Here is a 21,755-nt window from a genome sequence, read left to right as displayed (position 1 = left end):
AGCGCCTGAAAATGGCCGGGCCGGGCATCTTGGTTTTTTTACCATGATCTGACAGGAAGACGAGCTAGCGCAGCATGGCCGCCTGGGGAAGGCGCGACAATCGTTGACAGGCGCCACGACCAGCCGGGCGCGACGGGGAGGCAGCATGGGCATCAAGGATTGGCCGGCCGGCGAACGGCCGCGCGAACGCCTGATCGAGGATGGCGCGCAGTCGCTGTCAGACGCGGAATTGCTGGCCGTGTTCCTGCGCACGGGCGTGCGCGGCAAGAGCGCCGTGGAACTGGCGCGCGACACGGTCGAGCACTTCGGTTCGCTGCGCGGCCTGTTTGGCGCCAGCCTCGTGAGTTTTTCCGCCGTGCACGGCATGGGCAGCGCCAAGTTTGCCCAGTTGCAAGCGGTGCTGGAACTGGCGCGGCGCGCCATCATCGAAGACTTGCAGGCGGGGCAAGCCCTCAATTCGCCGCACGCCGTCAAAGATTATTTGCGCCTGACCCTGGGCCACCTGGCGCATGAAGCATTCCACGTGTTGTTTTTGGACGTCAAGAACCGCCTGATCACGACCCAGGAAATGTTTCGTGGCACGCTCACTCACACCAGCGTATATCCGCGGGAAGTAGTGAAACAAGCGCTGCTGCACAACGCGGCCAGCGTCATGCTGGCGCACAACCACCCGTCCGGCACGCCGGAACCGAGCGAATCGGACTTATTGCTGACGCGGGCGCTGGTGCAAGCGTTGTCGCTGGTGGACGTGCGCATCCTCGACCATTTCGTCGTGGCCGGGCGACATGTGCATTCGTTCGCAGAACATGGCCAGATCTAGGCCAGGACTGGCCAGGCAGCAGTTAACCATGTGTAAACAAGGACATACGTGACAGCAGCGACACGCTTATCTAACAGTAAACAGCGTTGTTTACCAGTGCTTTCCCCTGGGAAGAAGGGTGAAAGTCAAATTGTTAAATTATTTCAACACAACATGACACAATTGTTTTTCGCAAGTCATTGATAAATCGGCTTATTTTGGATATACTCTCGTTTTTCCAATTTGGAATATCTTTAAGGAGTGCGCCATGGCACGTGTTTGCCAAGTCACTGGGAAGAAGCCGATGGTCGGCAACAATGTTTCCCATGCAAACAACAAAACCAAACGTCGTTTTTTGCCTAACTTGCAGAATCGTCGTATTTTTGTTGAATCTGAAAACCGCTGGGTCTCCCTGCGTTTGTCCAACGCCGGTCTGCGCGTCATCGATAAAGTCGGCATCGACGCCGTATTGGTCGATATGCGCGCTCGTGGCGAAAAAGTCTAATTAGCAGAATAAGGGAGCTATCATGGCAAAATCAGGCCGCGACAAAATCAAGTTAGAATCGACCGCCGGTACGGGTCACTTCTACACGACCACCAAAAACAAGCGTACGACGCCTGCGAAAATGGAGATCATGAAATTTGATCCTAAAGCACGCAAGCACGTAACGTACAAAGAAACCAAAATCAAGTAATTGATATTGTGTTCTGTAAAAAGAGCCGCTCCGATGAGCGGTTTTTTTTCGCCCTGATTTTCATCTCGCGTTCTCCCCTTCTGCCTGGACGAAAAAAAAGGCCCTGGAAACCAGGGCCTTGATATGACGCGACAGCTCAATTATGCGTAGCTGCGCAGGCGCAATGAGAAGTCCTGCAGCGACTTGATGCCCGACGCTTCGGCGCGCGTGCACCAGTCTTGCAGCTTTTGCAGCAACTGTTCACGCGTAAAGTGCGAACGTTCCCATATGGCGCCCAGCTCCACGCGCATGTGGTGCATGGTTTCCAGCGCCTTGCTGTGCTGGAACAATTCCGACAGCTGTTCGTGATGCGCATCGGCCAGTTTTCCCGGCTCGCGTTGCATCAACTTGCGCGACGATTTCAGGAAGCGCTTTTCCAGTTCCGCCTTGTGCTTCAGGTGCTCCAGCTCTTCCTTCCAGGCATGCTTGATCGATTTCGCATACTTGGCCATCACGTCGTAGCGGTTGGCGATGACGGACTGCAAGGTCTCGAAGTCGGCTTCCAGCTTGCCGTGCGAAAATTTCGGTTCTGGCGCCAGTTTTTTCACCTTGGCCAGGCCCAACATTTCCAGCGCGCGGATATACGCCCAGCCGATATCGATTTCATACCATTTCGACGACAGCTTGGCCGACGTCGCATACGTATGGTGATTGTTGTGCAACTCTTCGCCGCCAATCAAGATGCCGAAGGGAATGATGTTGGTGGCCGCGTCGGCGCAGTCGTAGTTGCGGTAGCCCCAGTAGTGGCCGATGCCGTTGATGATGCCGGCCGCCGTGATGGGGATCCACATCATTTGCACGGCCCACACGGAAATGCCGATCACGCCGAACAACACGAAATTGATGACGAACAGCGATACCACGCCCAGCCAGCTGTATTTGGTGTACAGGTTGCGCTCGATCCAGTCCGTCGGCGTGCCGTGGCCGTACTTGGCCATGGTTTCCATGTTCTTCGATTCAGCGCGGTACAGCTCGGCGCCTTCCCAGAACACTTTCTTGATGCCACGCGTCACGGGGCTGTGCGGATCTTCTTCCGTATCGCATTTGGCATGGTGCTTGCGGTGAATGGCGGCCCATTCTTTGGTGACCTGGCCCGTCGTCAGCCACAGCCAGAAACGGAAGAAATGACTAGGGATGGCGTGCAATTCCAGCGCCCGATGGGCCTGGTGGCGGTGCAGGTAAATCGTGACGCTGGCGATCGTGATGTGGGTGACCACCATGGTGTACAGGAAAACTTGCCATGCGGACAGATCGGTAATGCCAGTTGCCATGAACTGCAAAACGTCGTGTAAAACGGAACTCAATGTCATTACTGCTACTCCAAGTGGACAGGGCGTGCGCACGGTCGCTCCAGTGACTCTGGAGGTCCGGCAGAGTTAATTTTAGGCGTGATTGTACGCCCTAATGGGTGCGATCAGGCAAAATCGGAGGCAGGCAGCGAGGTTAAGGCTGGGTGCCGGATGGCGTGGACTCACCCTCTGCCGCGCCCGCGAGCGGGGCAGGAGGCGTACCAACAATACGCAATTCGCGTTGCGGAAACGGTACAGTGACCTTATGTTCCTGCAAGGTGCGCCAGATAGCGCGGTTCACATTCGACTTCACGCCGCCGGTGCCGTTTTCCGGGTCCGCGATCCAGAAGCCGATCTGCACATCAAGGCCGTCGGCGCCGAAACGCACGAGGGTGGCCGATGGCGGATTGCTTTGTGACACACGCGGCACCTTGGCCGTCGCCGCTTCCAGCAAGGGGAAGATGACATCCAGATCCGTTTCATAGCCCACCGACACGGCCGTCGACAGCCAGACCATGCGGTTGCTCAGCGACATGTTCTGCACGCCGCCGGAAATCAGCATTTCATTCGGCACGATGGATTCAACGCCATCGCCACCCAATAACACAGTATAGCGCGTATTGATTTGCGTGACCTTGCCTGTAAATTGACCCACCGTAATCATGTCGCCGATGGTGAGGCTGCGGTCAAGCAGGATGATGAAGCCGGAGACGAAGTTCGCGGCGATCTTTTGCAAGCCAAAGCCGAGCGCCACGCCGAAGGCGCCGCCAAACACGGACAGCACCGTCAGGTCGATGCCCACCAGCGACAGGCTAACCAGCACGGAAACAAGGATCAGCACGGCGCGGCCCATGCGCGACATCACCACGCGCAAGGAAGTGTGCAAGCCCTGCATTTTCATCAGGCGCTCGTCGAGCGAGGTGCCGGCCCACATGGCCAGCACCAGCAGCACGGCCACCGAAATAGCGGCTTGCAAGATGGCAGCCACGGAGACCTTGTTGCGTCCCAGCGGGACGACGATGCTTTCCAGGAAGGTATGCAATTCCGGCCACAGGCCCGTGATGTACAGGGCCATGCCGGCCCATACCACCACCGTGAAGATCTTTTCCAGCAACAACATGGTCGGGCTGATGTCGCCATGGCGGGCAAAAATGCGGCGCAGCACGTAAAACCCGAAGCGCACCAGCGCCATCGAGGTGCACAGGGGAATGGCGATACTGAGCAGGTTCACGGACTGGAACTTGGCCAGGAAATGCTGCGCAATACCCAGCAGCATGGCCGCCAGCACGGGCGTCAGGATGCGGATGAAACTATCGGTGCGCTGCAAGGTTTCCGGCGTGGCGGGCACGGTGGCCGCTTCCGCTCGCTGGTGCAGGAACACGCGCAACTGCCGCACCAGCAGCCAGCTCAGCGCCAGGCAGCCGACGATGACCAGCGCCTGCCACAGGATGGCCGGTTGGCGGAAATCGTTGACAAAATCAGTGATCAGGTTGAGCAGCGGGGTTTCATTCATGGCGCAGGAGGTCCGGAAGGTGGGACGGAAGTGGTACGGATGGGCATCTAGCCCATGCCGCCAGACGGGCTGGCGGCATTGAAAGCCGCCACTGCAGGGTGCAGCGGCGGCCCGTGGCAGGCTTACTCGGCTGGTTCAGCGTCAGCGTCGTCGGCCGGTTTTTCATCGGCGTAGACTTTTTTCGGCATGACCTTGCGCTCGAACACGGCGGCGAAGAAACCGTCGGTCTGGTGCAGATGCGGCAACAATTTCAGGTAGTCGCCCATTTCCAGCTCGATCTTCTGTTCGGCCAGCACCTTGCTCATCGGCACCAGAGTGAAGTCCGGATGGGCGGCCAGGAATTGCTCGGCGATAAAATCGTTTTCTTCGTTCAGGAAGCTGCAGGTGGCGTACACCAGGCGACCGCCGCCCTTGACCAGGCGCGCCGCGCCGGCCAGGATGGCTGCCTGCTTGGCTTGCAGTTCCACGATGGAATTCGGCTGCTGGCGCCATTTCACGTCCGGATTGCGGCGCAGGGTGCCCAGGCCGCTACATGGCGCATCGACCAGCACGCGGTCGATCTTGCCGGCCAGGCGCTTGATCTTGGCATCGCGCTCATGCGCGATCTGCACCGGATGCACGTTCGACAGGCCGCTGCGGGCCATGCGCGGCTTCAGCTTGGCCAAACGTTTTTCCGACACGTCGAACGCGTACAGACGGCCCGTGTTGCGCATCAGCGCGCCCAAGGCGAGCGTCTTGCCGCCCGCGCCGGCACAGAAATCGACGACCATTTCGCCGCGCTTGGCGCCGACGATCTGCGACAGGATCTGGCTGCCTTCATCTTGCACTTCGATGGCGCCGCTCTGGAACAAAGGCATGTTTTGCAGCGAAGGCTTCTTGATCACGCGCAAACCCAACGGCGCATAGGGCGTCGGCGTGCTGAGGATCGGCGCTTCGGCCAGGGCCAGCATCACGTCCTCACGCGTGGCCTTGAGCGAGTTCACGCGCAAGTCCAGCGGCGCCGGCGCATTCAGCGCATCGGCCAGTTTCATGGTTTCCGCTTCGCCGAATTGGGCGATCAGCTTGTCGAACAGCCAGGTCGGCATGTTGGCGCGCATGTTCGACGGCATCAGGCTGCGGTCGATCTGCGTGATGCGTTCCAGCCATTCCACTTCTTCTTCCGTCAGGCCGCCCAGGGAGTCCGCACCGACGGCTTCGGCCAGGCCGAGGATGGTCAGGCGGCGCATGGTCGGGCCGCTGCCCGCTTCGGCGAAGTCCGTGAAGAACGATTTGTTGCGCAGCACGGCATAAATGCCTTCGGCGATGGCGCCGCGTTCGCGCGAACCGAGGCGCGGATGGTCGCGGAAATAGCGCGACAGGGTGGTGTCGGCCGGGGCCGTGAATCGTAAAATTTCGCGCAATACTTCTTCAGCATTGGCAAGTATCGCTGGTGGCAATCTCATTGTTATTCTTCCTGTAATATTTTATTGAGGGTCCACGCGGACCTGGCCATGCTCGACTGACAGTTTATCGTCAATGAACAGGCGGATGGCGCGCGGGTAAAGCAGATGTTCCTGTACCAGCACGCGCGCCGATAAGCTGTCTTCTGTATCGCCTGGCAAGACGGGGACTGTCGCGCTCGCCACGGCCGGACCATGGTCAAGCTCGGCAGTCACGAAATGCACGGTCGCGCCGTGTTCCGTCACGCCCGCCTCGAGCGCCTGGCGGTGCGTCGCCATGCCCGGGAACAGCGGCAGCAGCGACGGGTGGATATTGAGCATGCGCCCCGCGTAATGCTCGACGAAGGGCGGCGTCAGGATGCGCATGAAACCGGCCAGCACGACCAGGTCGGGGGCAAAGCCGTCGATTACGGCTTGCAGCGCCGCATCAAACTGTTCGCGGCTGGCATAATCCTTGTTGGCAACGACTGCCGTCGCTATCCCATGTTCCGCGGCAAAAACCAATCCCTGGGCATCGGCCCGGTTACTGATGACGGCGGCAATACGGGCTGGCCATTGCTCGGCTTGCGCCGCGCGTACAACCGCTTCCATGTTGCTGCCGCGTCCGGAAATGAGGATAACGATATTTTTCATAGCGCGCATTGTACCCGCTATGGCGATGCGAACCAAGAAAGGCCCGCGATATTGTTGCGCCGCAACATGATCGCACAAAAGGCGCTTTCGTCGGACGATGCTGTCTGCCAAGCCGGAAAAAGGCTGATTTTACGCTATCACAATGTGAGTAAGTGTTTACTCGAACGAATAGAAGACGCGGAACGGGACTTTCTTCTCGGCCCAGTAGTCGGCCGCGTCGCGGAACACGTCGAGCAGGATCTCGCGCGCTTCCTTGTCGAATTTTTGCGTATTTGGCAATTGCTCAAGCACCACCAGGAAACCCGTCTGCGTGCCGGCCTTGGACATGGTGTCCGTCAGGCACAGGCGCAAGGCATCGAAATTCTTCGCCAGGTTTTTCGGAAACAGGAATGCTTCTGCAATAATGCCGATGACTTGTTGTTTGGTCTGCCCAGCGTTGCAATGCGCATATAAAAAGTGCTGCCCGAGACGAATCGCCTCGTCTTGTAATTCGGTCACGCGAAAGGCACGGATGGACTGGACAAGGTTGGGCGGCACGGTTAGTAACAAACTCATTTTTCCCTCAAATCGACCTGTTATGTATGGATTGTTCTAGCTGCTCTTCTTATTGCATCCCCGCACGCGGGTCAATGCGCACGCGGTGATTCGATCTGTATCAACTTTTATGCGATTCAGTGCGATTTTATATAAGCCATACGCGTATTAGGGTAACGTGTTGTCCTGCATGAATCAACCCGAATATGATGTCAAACGCAAGATTTGTTACAAACCGCTGGTTTCAAGTCACTTCAACATCTTGTATCGATTGAAAGTGCATGTTACAGACTGTGGGGCAAGGGGCTTGGGCTGTTACATTTTGTTGCCATGCGAAACACTTGCCTTGGCCTGGCGGGATTACTATAGTCCCAAGTTGTAAAAAATACCCTGAAAGATTCTCTAGATAACGAGGTTACAAATGAACTTGCAAGCCAAATTGATGATGTCAGCCCTTTGTATCGGTGCATTGCCACTCGCCCAGGCCGCCGACTTTGAAGATTTCGGCAAGGTCGTGCGCGTCGTGCCGCAAGTGGAACAGATCAATCGTCCACGTCAGGAATGCCGTACGGAATACGTGCAAGTCCAGGCACCGCCGCAACAGCGCAGCGCTGGCGGCTCCATCGTCGGCGGTATCGCCGGCGCCCTGCTCGGTAGCCAGGTCGGTGGCGGCAATGGCCGCACGGCCGCCGCCGCCGCTGGCGCGATTGCCGGCGCTGTCGTCGGCGACCGTGTCGACAACCAGAACAATTACCAGGGCGGCATGCAGGAACAAGCTGTCAAGCAATGCCGTCAGGTCGACCACTGGGAATCGCGCAACAATGGCTACCAGGTCACGTATGACTACCGCGGCCGCAACTACACGAGCATCATGTCCTACGATCCGGGCGAACGCATCCGCTTGCGCGTCTCTATTGAACCCGCTCAGCAATAAGCGCAGCAACCGCCCCGTACCATGCCAGCCCCAGTGGCTGGCATTTTTTATGGCGCCCCGGCACGGGCTATAATGCGGCACACTTTCAGGCCGCCTTATGCTTATCAAACGAAAATCCATCGAACAAGTCGAATCCTCGCGCCCTGCGCGCAAGCCCCGCTACGCCCCTGTCACCCTGTCGGAAATGGATGGCGTGCGCTATCTGCATTTCGGCACGGAATGGGTGCAGGGCGCCATGCGCATCCGCAAGCCGGACTGGCCGGAGCTCGAATACGCGCAGCAGATGATGGCGTGGATGCTGTGGATCGAGCAACCGCAGCGTATCGCCCAGCTGGGCCTGGGCACGGCCGCGCTGACCAAGTTCTGCTACCGCCAGTTTCCGCAGGCGCAGGTCGAGGCCATCGAACTGAACCCGTCCGTCATCACCATCTGCGAATCGATGTTCAAGCTGCCGCCCAACGACGAGCGCCTGCACGTGCGCGAGATGGATGCGCTCGACTACGTCAACGACGACGCCAACCATGGCACCCTGGACGCCCTGCAGGTGGACCTGTATGACGCCACGGCGCGCGGTCCCGTGCTCGACAGCGCCGATTTCTATACCGCCTGCTGCGCCTGCCTGGCGCCGCACGGCATCATGACGGTCAACCTGTTTGGCGACCACCCGAGCTACGCAAAGAACATCAAGGCGATGAAGTTTGCGTTTGAACAGGTGATCTGCCTGCCGGAAGTGCATGATGGGAACGTGGTGGCGATCGCTTTCAAGACGAAAGTGGCACTCGATGCCGAGGCGCAAGCTGCCTTGCTCGAGCGCGCCAAGCAGATCGTCGCCGAAACCAAGCTACCCGCCAAGTCCTGGGTCAAGGGCATCGTCAGCACCCTGTAACCGCCGGTCTATCCAGGCAAGGCCGGCAGCCCAAAAAGGCGCCGGCCATGCCCGCATCCCCTCCTCCCTCTCTCACCGCTCCCGACACGCCGCTGCAACTGCCGCAACTGCTGGCCTGGCTGCAGGAAGACGGCTTGCTCGATGCGGCGCAAGCGGCCGCCATCGACGCCCAGGCCGCCCTGCTGCCGGCGCCTGCCTTGCATCCGCTGTGCAGCATCGCCCACGGCGCGCTGACGCTCGACACCCTGTGCGCCTGGCTGGCGCAACGTTCCAGCCTGCCATATGTGCGCATCGATCCCCTGCACATCGATTTCAGCCAGGTGGCCGACGTCATGACGGCCGGCTATGCGGCCCGCTTCAACATCCTGCCCGTGGAAAGCACGCTTGATCGCATCGTCATCGCCACGGCCCAGCCATATGCGCTCGCTTGGCAGGCACAGCTGGGAAACCTGGCGCCACGCAAGCTGAGCCTGGTCATCGCCAACCCGCTGCACATCGCCGACGCCATCGCGCAATTTTTCAGCCTGGCCAGTTCCGTCAAGGTGGCCCGGCAAGCCTCCACGCAAGACCTGGCGCTGCGCCAGAATGTCGAACAACTGGTGGAACTGGGACGCAACAAGACCAGCCTGGACGCCAACGACCAGCACGTCGTGCGCATCGTCGACTGGCTGTGGCAATACGCGTTTGCCCAGCGCGCCTCCGACATCCATCTGGAACCGAAGCGCGACGCGGGCCTCGTGCGCCTGCGCATCGACGGCCGCCTGCACCAGGCCTACCAGCTGCCGCCCGTGGTGCTGCTGGCCATGACGGCGCGCATCAAGTTGCTCGGGCGCATGGACGTGGTGGAAAAACGCCGTCCCCAGGATGGCCGCATCAAGACGCGCAATGCGCAGGGCCAGGAAATCGAGCTGCGCCTGTCGACTTTGCCCACGGCCTTCGGCGAAAAACTCGTCATGCGCATCTTCGACCCGGAAGTGGCCGTCAAGAGCCTGTTTGACCTGGGCTTTCCGCCCGCAGACGCCGAACGCTGGCGCCAGCTGACGGCGCGCACGCACGGCATCGTGCTGGTGACGGGCCCCACCGGCTCGGGCAAGACCAGCACCCTGTACAGCACCCTGAAGGCGCTGGCCAGCAGCGAAGTCAATGTGTGCACGGTGGAAGACCCCATCGAAATGGTCGAACCGGCCTTCAACCAGATGCAGGTGCAAACCCAGGCCGGGATCGAACTGTCGTTTGCCGATGGCGTGCGGGCGCTGATGCGGCAAGATCCCGACATCATCATGGTGGGCGAGATCCGCGACCTGGCCACGGCCGAGATGGCCATCCAGGCGGCGCTGACGGGCCATTTGGTGCTGTCGACCCTGCACACCAACGACGCGCCCTCGGCCGTCACGCGCCTGCTGGAACTGGGCGTGCCCGCCTATCTGCTGGAAGCGTGCCTGGCCGGCGTGCTGGCGCAGCGCTTGCTGCGATGCCTGTGCGCGGCCTGCAAACAGCTGGACGACGCCCCCGGCGTCGCTGTCTGGCAGCGCCTGACGGGCGGCCAGCTGGAGCGGCCAGCGGCAGCATACCGCCCCGTCGGCTGCGCCCTGTGCCGGCACAGCGGCTACCTGGGGCGCGCGGGCATTTATGAACTGCTGGGCGTGACGGAAGCGTTCGGCCAACTGGTCAAGGCGGGCGCGGACCTGCATGCGCTGCGCCGCCAGAGCCTGCTAGACGGCATGACACCGCTGCGCATCGCCGGCGCGCGCAAGATCATCGATGGCACGAGCAGTATCGACGAAGTGCTGAAGCTCACGGCAGCCCTGCCGTGAGCTTCAGTACTTTCTCGCAGGAATGCTTTGCATTCTTTTTCAACTGATATATAATGCGGCCTCTTTCGGGTCGTTAGCTCAGCTGGTAGAGCAGCGGACTTTTAATCCGTTGGTCGCAGGTTCGAATCCCGCACGGCCTACCACGAATGCGCAGTACTAAAAAGCCCATCCTCACGGATGGGCTTTTTTCGTTTCCGGCCCTCGCGGTTATACTGGCTCATCGTCTTGCCAGCCCTGAAAGAAACGCATGAAACTTGCCGCCCCCCTCCTCCTGGCCACCGCCTGCCTGTCCGCCCACGCGCAAATGCAAACACCGATCGTGCTCGACGGCCAGTACAGCGCGCGCACGGACGAGATGAGCTTGGAGATCATCGGCAAGCGCGTCTGCTTCGCGCCCGACAAGGCGCAGTGGGGCCGTTTGCCCCGACCTGCCGCCACGCACGATGCGTGGTTTTGTTTCAGCAACGATGGCGAGGCGCGCCGGCTGCTGCACGTGCCCGCGCGCCAGGCCGACAATTGCGGCTGGCAAGCCCGCGCGCGCATCGTCATTGACACGTATCAACCGTATGTCGAGCAAGGCGACGGCAACGACATGGCGCGTTTGCAATCGGTGGTGAAAGTGGCGCAACCGAACGCCATCGCCTGCGAGTAATCAATCCAGCTCGTATTCCTGCAGATAGCGGGCGAACAAGTCACCATCGGCCAGCGGACACGCAAACCCTGCACCCCAGTCGGCCAGCACCAACTGCTCTTTCAAGGGCAACAGCAGCAATTGCGACATGCTATCGCTGCACCACAGGTGGCTGACGATGCCGTTATCGTTCAGGCTGGCAAACAGGGTTTCCGTCTTGTCGCCGCCAAAGGCCAGCTCGTTCTTGCACTCTACGCGGTAAGTGCTGTACCCCGTGTACACGGCGTCGTACGGCGGCAAGGCATCCCCTAGCGCCAGGCGCAGCTGTTCCGCCGTCATGCCCAGGGTGGATAGTAGGGACGGGGCCGCCTTGATCACATACATGTCCGTCCAGCCGGCGCCGCTGCGGTGCGCGTCGGCAAACGCCTGCTGCTCGCCCATCTGCGTCACACAGTGCTGCAAGTTATCCAGCGGCAACAGTTCAATCCGGCAAAAATCATCTTCGTGGTAGTACGCTTCCCGCATGCTTCAATTCTCCAGTAAATCTTGTAATTGGGCATTACGCCGCGACGTCAACCGGCCGGCCCAGGTTTCGCTCGTCACGGATGGATAGCGCACGGCGCCAAAGTTCATCCAGGCATCGCGGTACGCCAGCCACAGACGCTGGGTGGCGCGGATGCCATCCTTGCCCACGGCGCCCGTATGGGTTTGCGCCGGCTTTTTCATGAGCTTGCCGTAGATGGCGTTAAGCTCCTTGTCGAGCGCCGCCGCCTGTTCCTTCGTCATGCTGGCCGGCAGCTTGCCCCCTTCGTACTCGCGCAGATCGTGCGCCAGCAGATCGAGCTCAGCCGTGCGGGCGGCGATGCTCAGGGCGGTGCGCGCCGTGCCGCTCAAATCCGTTTCATTCGCCGCACGCGCATCGGCAAACTTGCTTGCCGCCGCCTGCAGCTTTTGCAGCGACGCTTGCGCCACGGCAGGCACGCTTGCGCTGACTTTACCTGTCGCCTGCGCGCGCACGCGCTGCTTTTGCCGCGCATCGATGGCGCTGCACACGCCCATCATGTAGCCGCTGGTGATGTCGTCGCATAAATCGATCATGCCGCGTCCGCTGGCATTGATCTGCTGCAAGTGTTCGATGCGGCCCCGCATCTCGGCCGGCGCCGCATCGATGCTGCACGCATACTTGAGCGCCAGCAACGGGTCTTTCTGCACGCCCTGTCCATTCTGGTACAGCATCATCAAGACGGCGCTGTTTTGCGTGGCCGTGGCGCAATGGCGCGCGGGACGCCAGTCGGCCGGCTTGGGCGAGGACATACTCTTGGTATCGTAATACAGGTCTGTTGCCTGGCATTGCTGCAACGATGCCTCGGCGGACGGGGCCGGCAGGTCGGCGGGAGGCGGCGCCGCATCCTTGACCTTCAGGCAAGCCGCATACCAGGCTGTGCTTTCCGCGTGACCCACGCCCATGGCGCTGGTATTCGGGTACGGTGCGGCGGCAGCGGCAAAAACCGGGGCCGGCAGCAGGCAGCTCGCGCCCAGCAATGCTGTTTTCAATAAGGGTAGACAAATTTTCATGTTCAGTCAGCGCCAGCGTGAGTAAAGCGGCAAGTTTAACTGATCGGATACGCCAGCTCCGTCCGCCATGCGTGCGCCGGCCTGGTAAGTAACGGTACCCAGCCTTGGCAGTGCGGGAAAGCATGGGCAATAATGTTGCCCGCTGTACTTTTTTCACTACTCCGGACTACGCCCATGACCTCACCCCGTCTTTGCCGTTCCCTCGGCTCGCTGCTGATCGCAGCGGCCTGCGCCTCGCTTGCCCATGCCGCCGATACCAACACCACCACCCCAGTTGCCGCCACGCAAATGCAAGCCAGACACGCCATCACGCATGAAGATGTGTGGCTGATGAAACGTGTGGGCGCGCCCGTCGCCAGCCCGGATGGAAAGTGGGCCGTGTTTTCCGTGGTCGACAGCGCCTACTCTAGCCAAGACCAATCGTCGGACCTGTGGATCAAGTCGCTGCTTGACGACAGCCCCGCGCGCCGCCTGACCTCTTCCAAGGGCGGCGAAAGCGCCGTGGCCTGGTCGCCGGACAGCCGCCAGTTGGTCTTCGTTGCCAAGCGCGACGGCGATGAAGCGGGCCAGATTTACCGTCTCGACGTGGCCGCCGGCGGCGAAGCCCAACGCATGACCTCGCTCACCCTGGGCGCGCGCATGCCGAAATGGAGCCCGGACGGCAAGCAATTGCTGTTCATCAGCGACATCTATCCAGGCAACAAGACGGAAGCCGACGTCAAGCAAAGCGCGAAAGAGCGCAAGGACCGTAAATACAGCGCCCGTTCGTATGAAACGACGGCGCCCCGCTATTTCGACAAATGGCTGACCGACAAGCAGGTGCGGCTGTTCGTCGTCGATGCGCAAGCGGATGCCAAAGGTGAGAACACAGCGCGCGACATCCTGTCGGGCACGCAACTGGTCACCCTGCCGGGCTTTGGCGGCGGCCAGGGCGACGAAGGGCAATCGCTGGACGCCGTCTGGACGCCGGACGGCAAGGCTGTCGTCTTCAACGCGGCCACCAACCGCGACGCGGCGCAGCGCGAGGCCGTCGTCTCGCAACTGTATCTGCTACCCGTGGCGGGCGGCGAAGCGCAGCGTTTGACGCAGGATAAGTACAGCTATGGCAGCCTGAAATTCGCCGCCGACGGCAAGACCCTGTTCGCCTTGAGCGACGCGCAAACGCCAGGCAAAGTATATGACGTGAAACGCCTGGCCAGCTTTGCCTGGCCGATGAGCAACCCGGCGCCAACGATTTTGACGGCCAAGCTGGACCGTTCAATTTCCCGCTTCGTGCTGCCCGAAGGCGGCAAGCGCGTCCTCTTCAGCTATGAACATGCGGGCCTGGAAAAGCTGTACTCGATCGACGCCAGGGGTGGCGACGTGCGCGAGGAGCCATCCTTGCCGACGGGTACCATCAACTCGCTGAGCAGCGGCGGCAAGGCTTTGGTCGGCGTGTGGGAATCCGCCATCAACCCACCGGAAATCTATGCCTTCAACGGCAAGCAGCCGAAGCGCCTGACGGCCTTCAACACGGACAAGGCCAGCAAGATCGACTGGCAGGCGCCCGAGCACTTCTGGTTCACCACGGCCGACGGCCGCCATATCCACAATATGCTCGTCAAGCCGGCCAATTTCGATCCGAACAAGAAATACCCGCTGTTTACCGTCATCCACGGCGGCGCGGCCAGCATGTGGCGCGACCAGTTCGTGCTGCGCTGGAACTATCATTTGCTGGCCAAGCCCGGCTATGTCGTGCTGCTGACCGACTACAAAGGCTCGACCGGCTATGGCGAGGAATTCTCGCGCTCTATCCAGTTTGACCCCTTGAAGGGTCCGGGCGACGAGGTCAACCAGGGCGTCGATGAAGCCATCAAGAAATATCCATTTATCGACAGCACGAAACTGGCCGCCGGCGGCGCCAGTTATGGCGGTCACCTGGCCAACTGGCTGCAAGCGACCACGACGCGCTACAAGGCCATCGTCTCGCACGCGGGCGAAATGGACTTGATCATGCAATGGGGCACCAGCGACGGCGGCTTCGGCCGTGAAACGAATGCAGGCGGCCCCGTCTGGTCGAACCTGCCCGTGTGGCGCGATCAAAGCCCGGTCATGCAAGCGGGTAATCACGAAAAAGGCACGGGTTTCACGACCCCGATCCTGATCACCGTGGGCGAGCTCGATTACCGCGTGCCGGCCAACAATGCCTTGATGAACTTTGCCGTGCAACAACGCCTGAACGTGCCGGCGAAATTGCTGGTCTTCCCGGACGAAAACCACTGGATCTTGAAGGGCGAGAACAGCCGTTTCTTCTATAGCGAAGTTGAGGGCTGGCTGGCAAGGTATTTGAAATAATCCTGCTACACGTTTCTTGAAAAGCCAGGCTCCGCTCACGCGGGCCTGGCTTTTTTCATGCCGGCTGAACAGCGGCTACGGCCGCTTTCTGGCGCTGGATCGCCAACACCATCAGCGCGGCGACGAGGCAGGCGGCGCCGGCTGCGAACAGGGCCGGGTTGTAGGTCAGCATCAGGGTGCGGATGCGGCCCGCCCCATATGCGGCCACGGCGGCGCCCAGCTGGTGGCCCGCAAAGATCCAGCCAAACACCATGCCCGCCCGCTCCCGCCCGAACGTGGCCCCCACCAGTTTCACGGTGGGCGGCACGGTGGCGATCCAGTCCAGGCCGTAAAACATGGCGAACAGCGACAGGCCGTACAGGGTGAATTCCGAATACGGCAGCCAGAACAGAGAGAGACCCCGCAAGCCGTAATACCAGAACAGCAGTTTGCGGTTGTCATAGCGGTCCGACAGCCAGCCGGACAAGATCGTGCCGAACAGGTCGAACGCGCCCATCATGGCCAGCACGGACGCGGCCGGCACGGCGGACAGGCCCGAGTCGCCGCACAGGGAAATGAAATGCGTCTGGATCAGGCCGTTGGTGCTGAGGCCGCAGATGAAAAAGGTGCCGAACAGTATCCAGAAGGTACGGTTCGCCGCCACGCTGCGCAAAATCACGAACGGCGTGGCAAACGTCATATTTGCCGCAGGCGGCGCCACCAGCGGCGTGGCCGGGTCGGCGCCATACGGACGCAAGGCCACCTCCTGGGGACGGTTGCGCATGCACAGGAAGGCCAGCACGGCGACGATGGCGCAGGCGGCAAACACGGGCATGACGGCCGTACGCCAGCCGTAGTGCTCGATCAGCCAGGCGCCCACGGGCAGGAACAGCAGCTGGCCCGTGGCCGAGCTGGCCGTCAGCACGCCCACCACCAGGCCACGGTGCGTCTCGAACCAGCGGTTTGCCACCACGGCGCTCAAGACCAGCGCCGTCATGCCCGAACCGAGACCCAGCAGGATGCCCCACAGGGCCACCAGGTGCCAGAACTGCGTCATGCGCGTGGCCAGCAGCATGCCGGCAGCGATCAGGCCCAGCGCCACGCAGATGACATTGCGCAAGCCGAAGCGTTCCATCAGGATGGCGGCAAACGGCCCCATCAGGCCAAACAGCACGAAGCGCACGGCCAGGGCCGAGGAAATCTGCTCGGCATCCCAGCCGAATTCGCGGCTCAGGGGCTGCATCAGCGCACCCGGCAAGCCCAGCGCGGCGGACGAGGTTAATGCTGTGAGGAACGTGATGGCAACGATGACCCAGGCAAAGTGGATGCCGCGCCGCTCCAGCCATTGCGAAAAAGGATAGGAAAGCATGCAGTCCTCATGAGAAAAAGTGGATACCGGCCAGCACCAGCGGGCGGGATTTTTCTCATGTTATATTATGATCGTAATTTATACAATCAAAAAACTGGAGCGACACTGTTACTTGCCGCTCCAGTCCTGGCTTGAATGCCGATGCAAAATGTACTTATTTCACCTTCAAGCCATTCTTCACGTCCGTCACGCCTTCCACACCACGGGCCAGGTCGGCAGCTTTTTTCACTTGCGCCTGGGAAGGCACGAAGCCGCTGAGCATGACGACGCCGTTCACCGTTTCCACGTGCACATCAAGCGCTTTCAAGTCACTGTCCTTGACGAGATCCGCCTTGATCTTGGTGGTGATGACGGAGTCTTCCACTGCCACCTTGGTGCTGCCGGCCGCATTGCGCGTCACGCAGGCGGCCTTGGCCGTCGCATCCATGGCGTCGCAGTTTTCCTTCGTCGTGGCGGGCGGATTTTGCGCCACATTGGTGCCGGCCCGGGCGCCCGTGTTGGCATCGGCCAGCGCAGCCGTTTTCGCCGCCTTGGCATCGTTCATGCATGTGGTTTTGTCGGCGCCCGTGCGGTCGCCGCACTTGGCCTTGGCCAGGTCATACTCGGCATTGGCGACGTCCTTGCGGGCCTTGCCCAGTTCCCGCGGCGTGTTGCGGTACTGGGCCACGGCGTCCGAATCGGCCTTGGCGCGCGCCACCTTGGCTTCTTCCACGCAGACTTTTTTCGCGTTGCCGCTGTGGCTATCGCAGGCGGCCTTGGCCTGTTTGTAATCACTGGATGCCTTGTCCGTCAAACTCTTGTATGAGGCATCCTGCGCATACGCGGGCGTGGCGGCAAGCAGGGCGCTGGCACTGGCGGCCAGCATGAGTGCGATCATTTTGTTCATGATGGTTCCTCTCTGGTTAGTTGATGCCCAGATTAGACCCCTGCCGCGCGCAAAGCTCCGTGCGACAGCACACGCTGACAGGCCATTCGCATAATAATCAGCGTTTATTTGTCGCCGCTCAAGCCCTTCCGCCACAATACTTGCGCCTGTTCAAATGGTGAAGCGGACTCATCAAATGCATCAGCGCCATCGGCCAGCGCCAGCCAGGCCTGCGTGGCGTGCGAACCGCTTGCAACCTCGCCAGCCGCGCGCACGCCGCGCATCCAGGCCAGCACCTCCTGGTATTGTCCGGGGTGGCGTCCATGCATCCAGGCCAGAGCCACCAGGTCGGCATAGCCCTCTTCGCGGCGCGTCTCGCGCAACTCCTGCGCCAGCAGGGTCAACTTGCCCTGCTGCCTGCTGCGCGGCTCGACAAAGCCGCGTGGCAAGGCATGCCAGTCGCCCTGCGCATAGCGCTGGCAGTGGCCGATCTCATGCGCCGTCATCGCTTCCATCATCAGGCCGTGGCGCGTGGGTGGCACGCCCTGCAAGACACTGTCCGCCTGCGCATTGCCGCGCAAGGACAGCACCAGCTTGCAGCGCCCTGCTGCGTAGCCCAGCGCCAGCGGCACGGCGCCGGGCGCCTGCTGCGGCTGCACGATGATGTCGATGGGCAAACCTTGCCCACGCGCAAATGCGATGACGGCTTGGCCCGCCTGCAGCCAGCGGGTTTCCAGATCGGTGAGCTGGGCCTGCGCAATGGCAGGCACGGCAATAAGCAAACTCAACAGCGAGAACAGTTTCAACATGGGATCAACGGGAAGAAAGGAAAGCCACCATTGCAGAGTAAGCGGCGAGGATATTCCCACAAGGAAAAACTGGCAACTTTTCCCAAATAAAGACGAAAAAAAACCGGCGCAGGCGCCGGCTTTTCAAACTGTAGTCAGGCTCGGGTCTATTTCTTCGCCGCCTTGTCCAGCGCGCGGGCCGTGACGAATGCCGGGCGGATATCGTTCGGTACGGCCTTCATCTTGTCGAGCGCCACTTGCACTTCAGGGCGGATCACCACGTATTTGGTCATCAGGTCTTTCGCGCGCGCATAGTCGCCCGTCGCCTCGATGGTCAAGAATTCACGGTCCAGGTCGATCACGGCCTGTTTGATCTTCGTAAAATCAACGCCGAACCTGCCATCGCCCAGCGAGACAAAACCACCCTTGTCGAGGATGTAATTCATCTGGATGGCCATGCCGCGCGCGTGCGAATCCGTCAGGCCGAAATGCAGGGTGCGGAAACCGGAAGCGAGGAAAGTGTTGTACAGCTTGCGCTCGGCCACGTCGCCCTGGCCCAGGGTATCGTTCAGCTGCCCCTTGTCCATCATGTAGCGCAGCGCGAACAGGCCCGTGATGTCGGCCTTGGCTTCCTCGATGGTCGAGTAGGCTTCCTTCAAGTCCTGGCGCGGCGTCGATGGCTTGCCGTCGACAACAGTCGCATGTGGGCCCAGGCCGTGCATGATTTCATGCGCGAGGATGTGCGTGAAGAAGGAATTGAAATCCACGTCCTGCTGCGCTTCGGGCGTGAGCACCAGTTTCGAGATCGGCGTCAGGGTGGCCTTGAACTTGGCTTCCTGCACGTTTTTCAGCATCACGCGCTTGGAGCCGCGCGCGCTGATGATGCGCTCGTCGTTCGGCAGGTTGTAGGCGGCCGTCTGCACGGCCATGTTGCCATCGCCGGCGCCATACACCTGGTTGACCACCACCATCGGCGCCAGCGCGCCCACTTTCGGGTTGCGGTACTGGGCGTCGAGCGGCAAGTTGTCTTCCAGTTCCTGCATGTGCTTGGCAAAGAAGTTCAGCTTTTGCGTCTCCGCCTGGTCACGGATGTTCACGTAGGCCTCGAACGCGGCCTTGTAGCCGAACAGCTCGTCGTTGTACGTTTCATACGGGCCGATGGTGATGTCGACGGGCGAATCGAGATCCATCCAGGCGAAGTCGGACGGCAGGTAGTCATTGTCGAGGAAAGCCTTGGCGCGCAAGGTCAAAAATTTCTTCAGCGAGGCGTTGTCCGTGGCGGCGGCAGCTTCGTCGAGCAGCTTGGCCAGTTGCTTCAGCTCCACCTTGTATTCTTCCGAATACTTGACGGTCTGGTATTTGCCATCCTTGCCCGCGCGAATCGTCGTAAAGAACCATTGCGCCTGCTGCTTGTCGTCCGCCGGCAAGCCATTCATCCACGTTTCCAGGCTGGCCTTGGTGGCGCCCTGCGGATAGAAATTGCCCGCTTCCGGCTTGTGCGCGGGAATGGCGATGCCGGCATAGCTGGCCGGCATGAACGAGGCGTGGGCGTCAAGCACCGACCATGGCCCCTTGTTGATCCAGAAATAGTTCAAACGGGCCTGACCCAGGGCCGACTTGTCTTTCTTCAGGGCGGCCCACAGGGCTTCGTTGCCGGACCAGCGCTGGCGCAGCTGCAGCACGTCGACCAGTTTGGCCGCTTCGACCAGCTTGGCGATGGCCTGGCGGTCGCCCGCAGACAGGTGCGTGACATCGGCCGTCAGCGCGACGGGCGCATAGCGGGCGCTCATGCTGGTCAATTGTTGCGCCGTAGCGGGGGCGGCTGGCGTTGCGGCGCAAGCGCTGCCGACGGCGGCGGCCATCAGCAGGGGAATCAGGATGTTTTTCATGGGGCCTCGGTGTATGGTTCACAGCAAGAAAGCGCCCCGCGCTGTTACTGCGCGTCCGCTTCCTTGTTCAGCCTGCGATTGTCCCACCTGCCCCCATGGCATGGCAAGCGACTTACCAGACCTTGTACACCTGCCCCGTCTGCGCCCCTTCCACGCTGCGGCTGTAAGCGAGCGCCACTCTGCTGGCGGCGGCCGGTTCGAAGCCATAGAAGAACGGGCCATATGCCTCCAGCGATTCTTCCAGCACCGTGGGGCTGACGACATTGATGCGCACGCCGCGCTGCAACTCGATGGCGGCGCCCCTTGCAAAACCTTCCACGGCCGCGTTGGTCATGGTGGCGGCCGTGCCAAAGCGGATCGGCTGGTCGGCCACGATGCCGCTGGTGAGGGTGATCGAGCCGCCGTCATTCAGGTATTCCTGCGCCACCAGCGCCACGTTGACCTGGCCCATCAGCTTGCTTTCCAGGCCCAGCTGGAATTGCTCGGGCGTGAAATCGGCCAGGGGGCCGAAATGCAGCTTGCCGGCCGTGACGACAACGGCGTCGACCTTGCCGATGCGCTTGAACAGGGCGCGCACTTGCGCGATGTCGCCCATGTCGGCCTGGTGCGTGCCGCTGCGGCTGCCCACTTCGATGATTTCATGGCGTTGCGCCAGTTGTGCGGTGACGGCCTTGCCGATGGTGCCGCTGGCGCCAATGATGACGATTTTCATGATGCTTCCTTGTATGGGTTGAACGATGAAGCCAGTATGCGCCGCTTACAAAAAGGAATAAATACGCTAGAATTTACAAGATTACCAACTCAGAGTTTGCAATCAAGGCGCCATGGATAAATTGCGCAGCATGGAGATCTTTGTCGCCGTCGTCGATGCGGGCAGTTTCACGTCCGCCGCCGAGACGTTCCAGATTTCGCCCGTGATGGTGGGCAAGCACATCAAATACCTGGAAGAGCGGCTGGGCGCGCGGCTGCTGGCGCGCACGACGCGCCGGCAAAGCCTGACGGAAATCGGCCAGCAGTATGTGGAACAGTGCCGCCAGATCCTCGCCAGCATCCACGCGGCCGAACGGGGCGCGGAAGCCATGCGCACGGCGCCGCGCGGTAAGCTGAAGATCACGGCGCCCGTGTCCTTCGGCAGCGAATGCATCGCGCCGCTGCTGGCCGACTACCTCGATGCGTATCCGGAAGTGAGCCTGGAATTGAACCTGAATGACAGGACGGTGGACCTGGTGGAGGAAGGGTTTGATGCGGCCATCCGCATCGGCAAGCTGGAAGACTCCGGCATGGTGGCGCGCGCGCTGCGGCCGTATGCGATGGTCATCTGCGCCGCGCCCGCCTACCTGGCCAGACACGGCACGCCGCGCACGCCGGCCGACCTGGCGCGCCACGAATGCCTCGATTTCATGCAGTGGACGCGCCATGTGCGCTGGCGCCTGGCCAGGAGCGGCGATGACGATGGCAGCCCCGTGCGCGAGAGCCGCTTCCGCTCGAACAATGGGCAGGCGCTGCGCGTGGCGGCCCTGCACGGCTTCGGCATCGTCATGCAGGCGGAGATCCTGATGGCCAGCGATATCGCCGCCGGCACGCTGGTGCCGCTGCTGGCCGACTACGTGCCGGCGCCGCGCCCCATGCACCTCGTGTATGCGCGCGACCGCCAGCCCACGCCGAAGCTGACGACCTTCATCGATTTTCTGCTGGAACGCTACGGGCCGGCGGCGACACCGCCGCCGGCCACGCTCACGTAATCGTCGTA

21 protein-coding genes and 1 tRNA gene are annotated in these 21,755 nt (G+C 61.2%); 10 read left to right on the top strand and 12 right to left on the bottom strand.

The window, feature by feature from the left end; genetic code table 11:
- The first annotated feature begins 145 nt into the window (after positions 1 to 145).
- The 3 genes from radC (at position 146) to rpmG (ending at position 1,494) form a co-directional block, all read left to right on the top strand.
- The gene (gene radC, locus SJI03_RS04130; RefSeq protein ID WP_099378018.1) at positions 146 to 820 is read left to right on the top strand and encodes a RadC family protein; all 675 of its coding nucleotides are present in this window, start codon (positions 146 to 148) and stop codon (positions 818 to 820) included.
- A 247-nt stretch (positions 821 to 1,067) separates the two neighbouring features.
- A complete protein-coding gene (gene rpmB / locus SJI03_RS04125) occupies positions 1,068 to 1,304 on the top strand; it encodes a 50S ribosomal protein L28 (protein WP_010400928.1) in 237 nt (78 codons plus the stop codon).
- A gap of 22 nt (positions 1,305 to 1,326) precedes the next feature.
- A complete protein-coding gene (gene rpmG / locus SJI03_RS04120; RefSeq protein WP_010400929.1) occupies positions 1,327 to 1,494 on the top strand; it encodes a 50S ribosomal protein L33 in 168 nt (55 codons plus the stop codon).
- Positions 1,495 to 1,634: 140 nt separating this feature from the next.
- On the opposite strand, the gene SJI03_RS04115 is transcribed toward rpmG, so the two are convergent.
- The 5 genes from SJI03_RS04115 to SJI03_RS04095 all read right to left on the bottom strand — a co-directional run bounded on the left by SJI03_RS04115 (position 1,635) and on the right by SJI03_RS04095 (position 6,962).
- Complete coding sequence (locus SJI03_RS04115; protein WP_416208709.1) at positions 1,635 to 2,804, bottom strand: fatty acid desaturase; 1,170 nt, start codon at positions 2,802 to 2,804, stop codon at positions 1,635 to 1,637.
- 172 nt (positions 2,805 to 2,976) lie between these two features.
- A complete protein-coding gene (locus SJI03_RS04110; RefSeq protein WP_322426340.1) occupies positions 2,977 to 4,335 on the bottom strand; it encodes a mechanosensitive ion channel family protein in 1,359 nt (452 codons plus the stop codon).
- A gap of 122 nt (positions 4,336 to 4,457) precedes the next feature.
- The gene (locus tag SJI03_RS04105; RefSeq protein ID WP_099378020.1) at positions 4,458 to 5,777 is read right to left on the bottom strand and encodes an RsmB/NOP family class I SAM-dependent RNA methyltransferase; all 1,320 of its coding nucleotides are present in this window, start codon (positions 5,775 to 5,777) and stop codon (positions 4,458 to 4,460) included.
- A 21-nt stretch (positions 5,778 to 5,798) separates the two neighbouring features.
- Entirely contained in the window at positions 5,799 to 6,407 is a 609-nt protein-coding gene (gene purN, locus SJI03_RS04100; RefSeq protein ID WP_076568208.1) for a phosphoribosylglycinamide formyltransferase, read from the bottom strand.
- A gap of 156 nt (positions 6,408 to 6,563) precedes the next feature.
- Positions 6,564 to 6,962, bottom strand: a complete 399-nt coding sequence (locus tag SJI03_RS04095) for a barstar family protein (protein ID WP_034785135.1) — start codon at positions 6,960 to 6,962, stop codon at positions 6,564 to 6,566.
- A 400-nt stretch (positions 6,963 to 7,362) separates the two neighbouring features.
- On the opposite strand from SJI03_RS04095, the gene SJI03_RS04090 reads away from it, so the two are divergent.
- From SJI03_RS04090 to SJI03_RS04070, 5 genes are all read left to right on the top strand, one after another.
- Complete coding sequence (locus SJI03_RS04090) at positions 7,363 to 7,875, top strand: glycine zipper 2TM domain-containing protein (RefSeq protein ID WP_034785134.1); 513 nt, start codon at positions 7,363 to 7,365, stop codon at positions 7,873 to 7,875.
- Between the two features lie 97 nt (positions 7,876 to 7,972).
- Positions 7,973 to 8,761 carry a spermidine synthase gene (locus tag SJI03_RS04085; protein ID WP_034747444.1) on the top strand — a complete coding sequence of 263 codons (789 nt, stop codon included), beginning with the start codon at positions 7,973 to 7,975 and terminating at the stop codon, positions 8,759 to 8,761.
- Positions 8,762 to 8,808: 47 nt separating this feature from the next.
- Entirely contained in the window at positions 8,809 to 10,575 is a 1,767-nt protein-coding gene (locus tag SJI03_RS04080; RefSeq protein ID WP_322426339.1) for a GspE/PulE family protein, read from the top strand.
- A 67-nt stretch (positions 10,576 to 10,642) separates the two neighbouring features.
- Positions 10,643 to 10,718, top strand: a tRNA-Lys gene (locus SJI03_RS04075).
- 104 nt (positions 10,719 to 10,822) lie between these two features.
- Entirely contained in the window at positions 10,823 to 11,227 is a 405-nt protein-coding gene (locus SJI03_RS04070) for a hypothetical protein (RefSeq protein ID WP_099402929.1), read from the top strand.
- On the opposite strand, the gene SJI03_RS04065 is transcribed toward SJI03_RS04070, so the two are convergent.
- Together SJI03_RS04065 and SJI03_RS04060 are read right to left on the bottom strand one after the other, a co-directional pair.
- A complete protein-coding gene (locus tag SJI03_RS04065; RefSeq protein ID WP_322426338.1) occupies positions 11,228 to 11,731 on the bottom strand; it encodes a hypothetical protein in 504 nt (167 codons plus the stop codon).
- Positions 11,732 to 11,734: 3 nt separating this feature from the next.
- On the bottom strand, positions 11,735 to 12,760 hold the full coding sequence (locus SJI03_RS04060) for a lysozyme inhibitor LprI family protein (RefSeq protein ID WP_322426337.1): 1,026 nt from the start codon (positions 12,758 to 12,760) through the stop codon (positions 11,735 to 11,737).
- A gap of 195 nt (positions 12,761 to 12,955) precedes the next feature.
- On the opposite strand from SJI03_RS04060, the gene SJI03_RS04055 reads away from it, so the two are divergent.
- Positions 12,956 to 15,115, top strand: coding sequence for a S9 family peptidase (locus SJI03_RS04055; RefSeq protein WP_322426336.1), 2,160 nt, complete (start codon positions 12,956 to 12,958; stop codon positions 15,113 to 15,115).
- A 55-nt stretch (positions 15,116 to 15,170) separates the two neighbouring features.
- Here the strand turns inward: SJI03_RS04055 and SJI03_RS04050 are convergent, their stop codons facing one another.
- From SJI03_RS04050 to SJI03_RS04030, 5 genes are all read right to left on the bottom strand, one after another.
- A complete protein-coding gene (locus SJI03_RS04050; protein WP_322426335.1) occupies positions 15,171 to 16,463 on the bottom strand; it encodes an MFS transporter in 1,293 nt (430 codons plus the stop codon).
- Positions 16,464 to 16,617: 154 nt separating this feature from the next.
- Positions 16,618 to 17,349, bottom strand: a complete 732-nt coding sequence (locus SJI03_RS04045; protein ID WP_322426334.1) for a BON domain-containing protein — start codon at positions 17,347 to 17,349, stop codon at positions 16,618 to 16,620.
- A gap of 104 nt (positions 17,350 to 17,453) precedes the next feature.
- Positions 17,454 to 18,137: a hypothetical protein gene (locus SJI03_RS04040; RefSeq protein ID WP_322426333.1), complete on the bottom strand. Its 684-nt coding sequence runs from the start codon at positions 18,135 to 18,137 to the stop codon at positions 17,454 to 17,456.
- A gap of 146 nt (positions 18,138 to 18,283) precedes the next feature.
- Positions 18,284 to 20,005, bottom strand: coding sequence for a dipeptidyl-peptidase 3 family protein (locus SJI03_RS04035; protein WP_322426332.1), 1,722 nt, complete (start codon positions 20,003 to 20,005; stop codon positions 18,284 to 18,286).
- 112 nt (positions 20,006 to 20,117) lie between these two features.
- Positions 20,118 to 20,717: a short chain dehydrogenase gene (locus SJI03_RS04030; RefSeq protein WP_099378030.1), complete on the bottom strand. Its 600-nt coding sequence runs from the start codon at positions 20,715 to 20,717 to the stop codon at positions 20,118 to 20,120.
- Between the two features lie 112 nt (positions 20,718 to 20,829).
- On the opposite strand from SJI03_RS04030, the gene SJI03_RS04025 reads away from it, so the two are divergent.
- On the top strand, positions 20,830 to 21,747 hold the full coding sequence (locus SJI03_RS04025; protein WP_099378031.1) for a LysR family transcriptional regulator: 918 nt from the start codon (positions 20,830 to 20,832) through the stop codon (positions 21,745 to 21,747).
- Positions 21,748 to 21,755 lie beyond the last annotated feature (8 nt).

This window comes from Janthinobacterium sp. GMG1, assembly GCF_034427795.1.
Lineage (GTDB): Bacteria > Pseudomonadota > Gammaproteobacteria > Burkholderiales > Burkholderiaceae_D > Janthinobacterium.
The sequence above is the reverse complement of the archived record's forward strand: the minus strand, read 5'-3'. Positions and strand labels throughout refer to the sequence as shown.

What these genes read in the sequence shown, in the direction of transcription:
- SJI03_RS04105 (WP_099378020.1), bottom strand. Translation starts at nt 5,777, where the DNA reads ATGAGATTGCCACCAGCGATACTTGCCAATGCTGAAGAAGTATTGCGC.
- SJI03_RS04115 (WP_416208709.1), bottom strand. Translation starts at nt 2,804, where the DNA reads ATGGCAACTGGCATTACCGATCTGTCCGCATGGCAAGTTTTCCTGTAC.
- SJI03_RS04085 (WP_034747444.1), top strand. Translation starts at nt 7,973, where the DNA reads ATGCTTATCAAACGAAAATCCATCGAACAAGTCGAATCCTCGCGCCCT.
- SJI03_RS04030 (WP_099378030.1), bottom strand. Translation starts at nt 20,717, where the DNA reads ATGAAAATCGTCATCATTGGCGCCAGCGGCACCATCGGCAAGGCCGTC.
- purN (WP_076568208.1), bottom strand. Translation starts at nt 6,407, where the DNA reads ATGAAAAATATCGTTATCCTCATTTCCGGACGCGGCAGCAACATGGAA.
- SJI03_RS04110 (WP_322426340.1), bottom strand. Translation starts at nt 4,335, where the DNA reads ATGAATGAAACCCCGCTGCTCAACCTGATCACTGATTTTGTCAACGAT.
- SJI03_RS04080 (WP_322426339.1), top strand. Translation starts at nt 8,809, where the DNA reads ATGCCCGCATCCCCTCCTCCCTCTCTCACCGCTCCCGACACGCCGCTG.
- rpmB (WP_010400928.1), top strand. Translation starts at nt 1,068, where the DNA reads ATGGCACGTGTTTGCCAAGTCACTGGGAAGAAGCCGATGGTCGGCAAC.
- radC (WP_099378018.1), top strand. Translation starts at nt 146, where the DNA reads ATGGGCATCAAGGATTGGCCGGCCGGCGAACGGCCGCGCGAACGCCTG.
- SJI03_RS04095 (WP_034785135.1), bottom strand. Translation starts at nt 6,962, where the DNA reads ATGAGTTTGTTACTAACCGTGCCGCCCAACCTTGTCCAGTCCATCCGT.
- SJI03_RS04040 (WP_322426333.1), bottom strand. Translation starts at nt 18,137, where the DNA reads ATGTTGAAACTGTTCTCGCTGTTGAGTTTGCTTATTGCCGTGCCTGCC.
- SJI03_RS04035 (WP_322426332.1), bottom strand. Translation starts at nt 20,005, where the DNA reads ATGAAAAACATCCTGATTCCCCTGCTGATGGCCGCCGCCGTCGGCAGC.
- SJI03_RS04065 (WP_322426338.1), bottom strand. Translation starts at nt 11,731, where the DNA reads ATGCGGGAAGCGTACTACCACGAAGATGATTTTTGCCGGATTGAACTG.
- SJI03_RS04025 (WP_099378031.1), top strand. Translation starts at nt 20,830, where the DNA reads ATGGATAAATTGCGCAGCATGGAGATCTTTGTCGCCGTCGTCGATGCG.
- SJI03_RS04050 (WP_322426335.1), bottom strand. Translation starts at nt 16,463, where the DNA reads ATGCTTTCCTATCCTTTTTCGCAATGGCTGGAGCGGCGCGGCATCCAC.
- SJI03_RS04055 (WP_322426336.1), top strand. Translation starts at nt 12,956, where the DNA reads ATGACCTCACCCCGTCTTTGCCGTTCCCTCGGCTCGCTGCTGATCGCA.
- SJI03_RS04090 (WP_034785134.1), top strand. Translation starts at nt 7,363, where the DNA reads ATGAACTTGCAAGCCAAATTGATGATGTCAGCCCTTTGTATCGGTGCA.
- SJI03_RS04045 (WP_322426334.1), bottom strand. Translation starts at nt 17,349, where the DNA reads ATGAACAAAATGATCGCACTCATGCTGGCCGCCAGTGCCAGCGCCCTG.
- rpmG (WP_010400929.1), top strand. Translation starts at nt 1,327, where the DNA reads ATGGCAAAATCAGGCCGCGACAAAATCAAGTTAGAATCGACCGCCGGT.
- SJI03_RS04070 (WP_099402929.1), top strand. Translation starts at nt 10,823, where the DNA reads ATGAAACTTGCCGCCCCCCTCCTCCTGGCCACCGCCTGCCTGTCCGCC.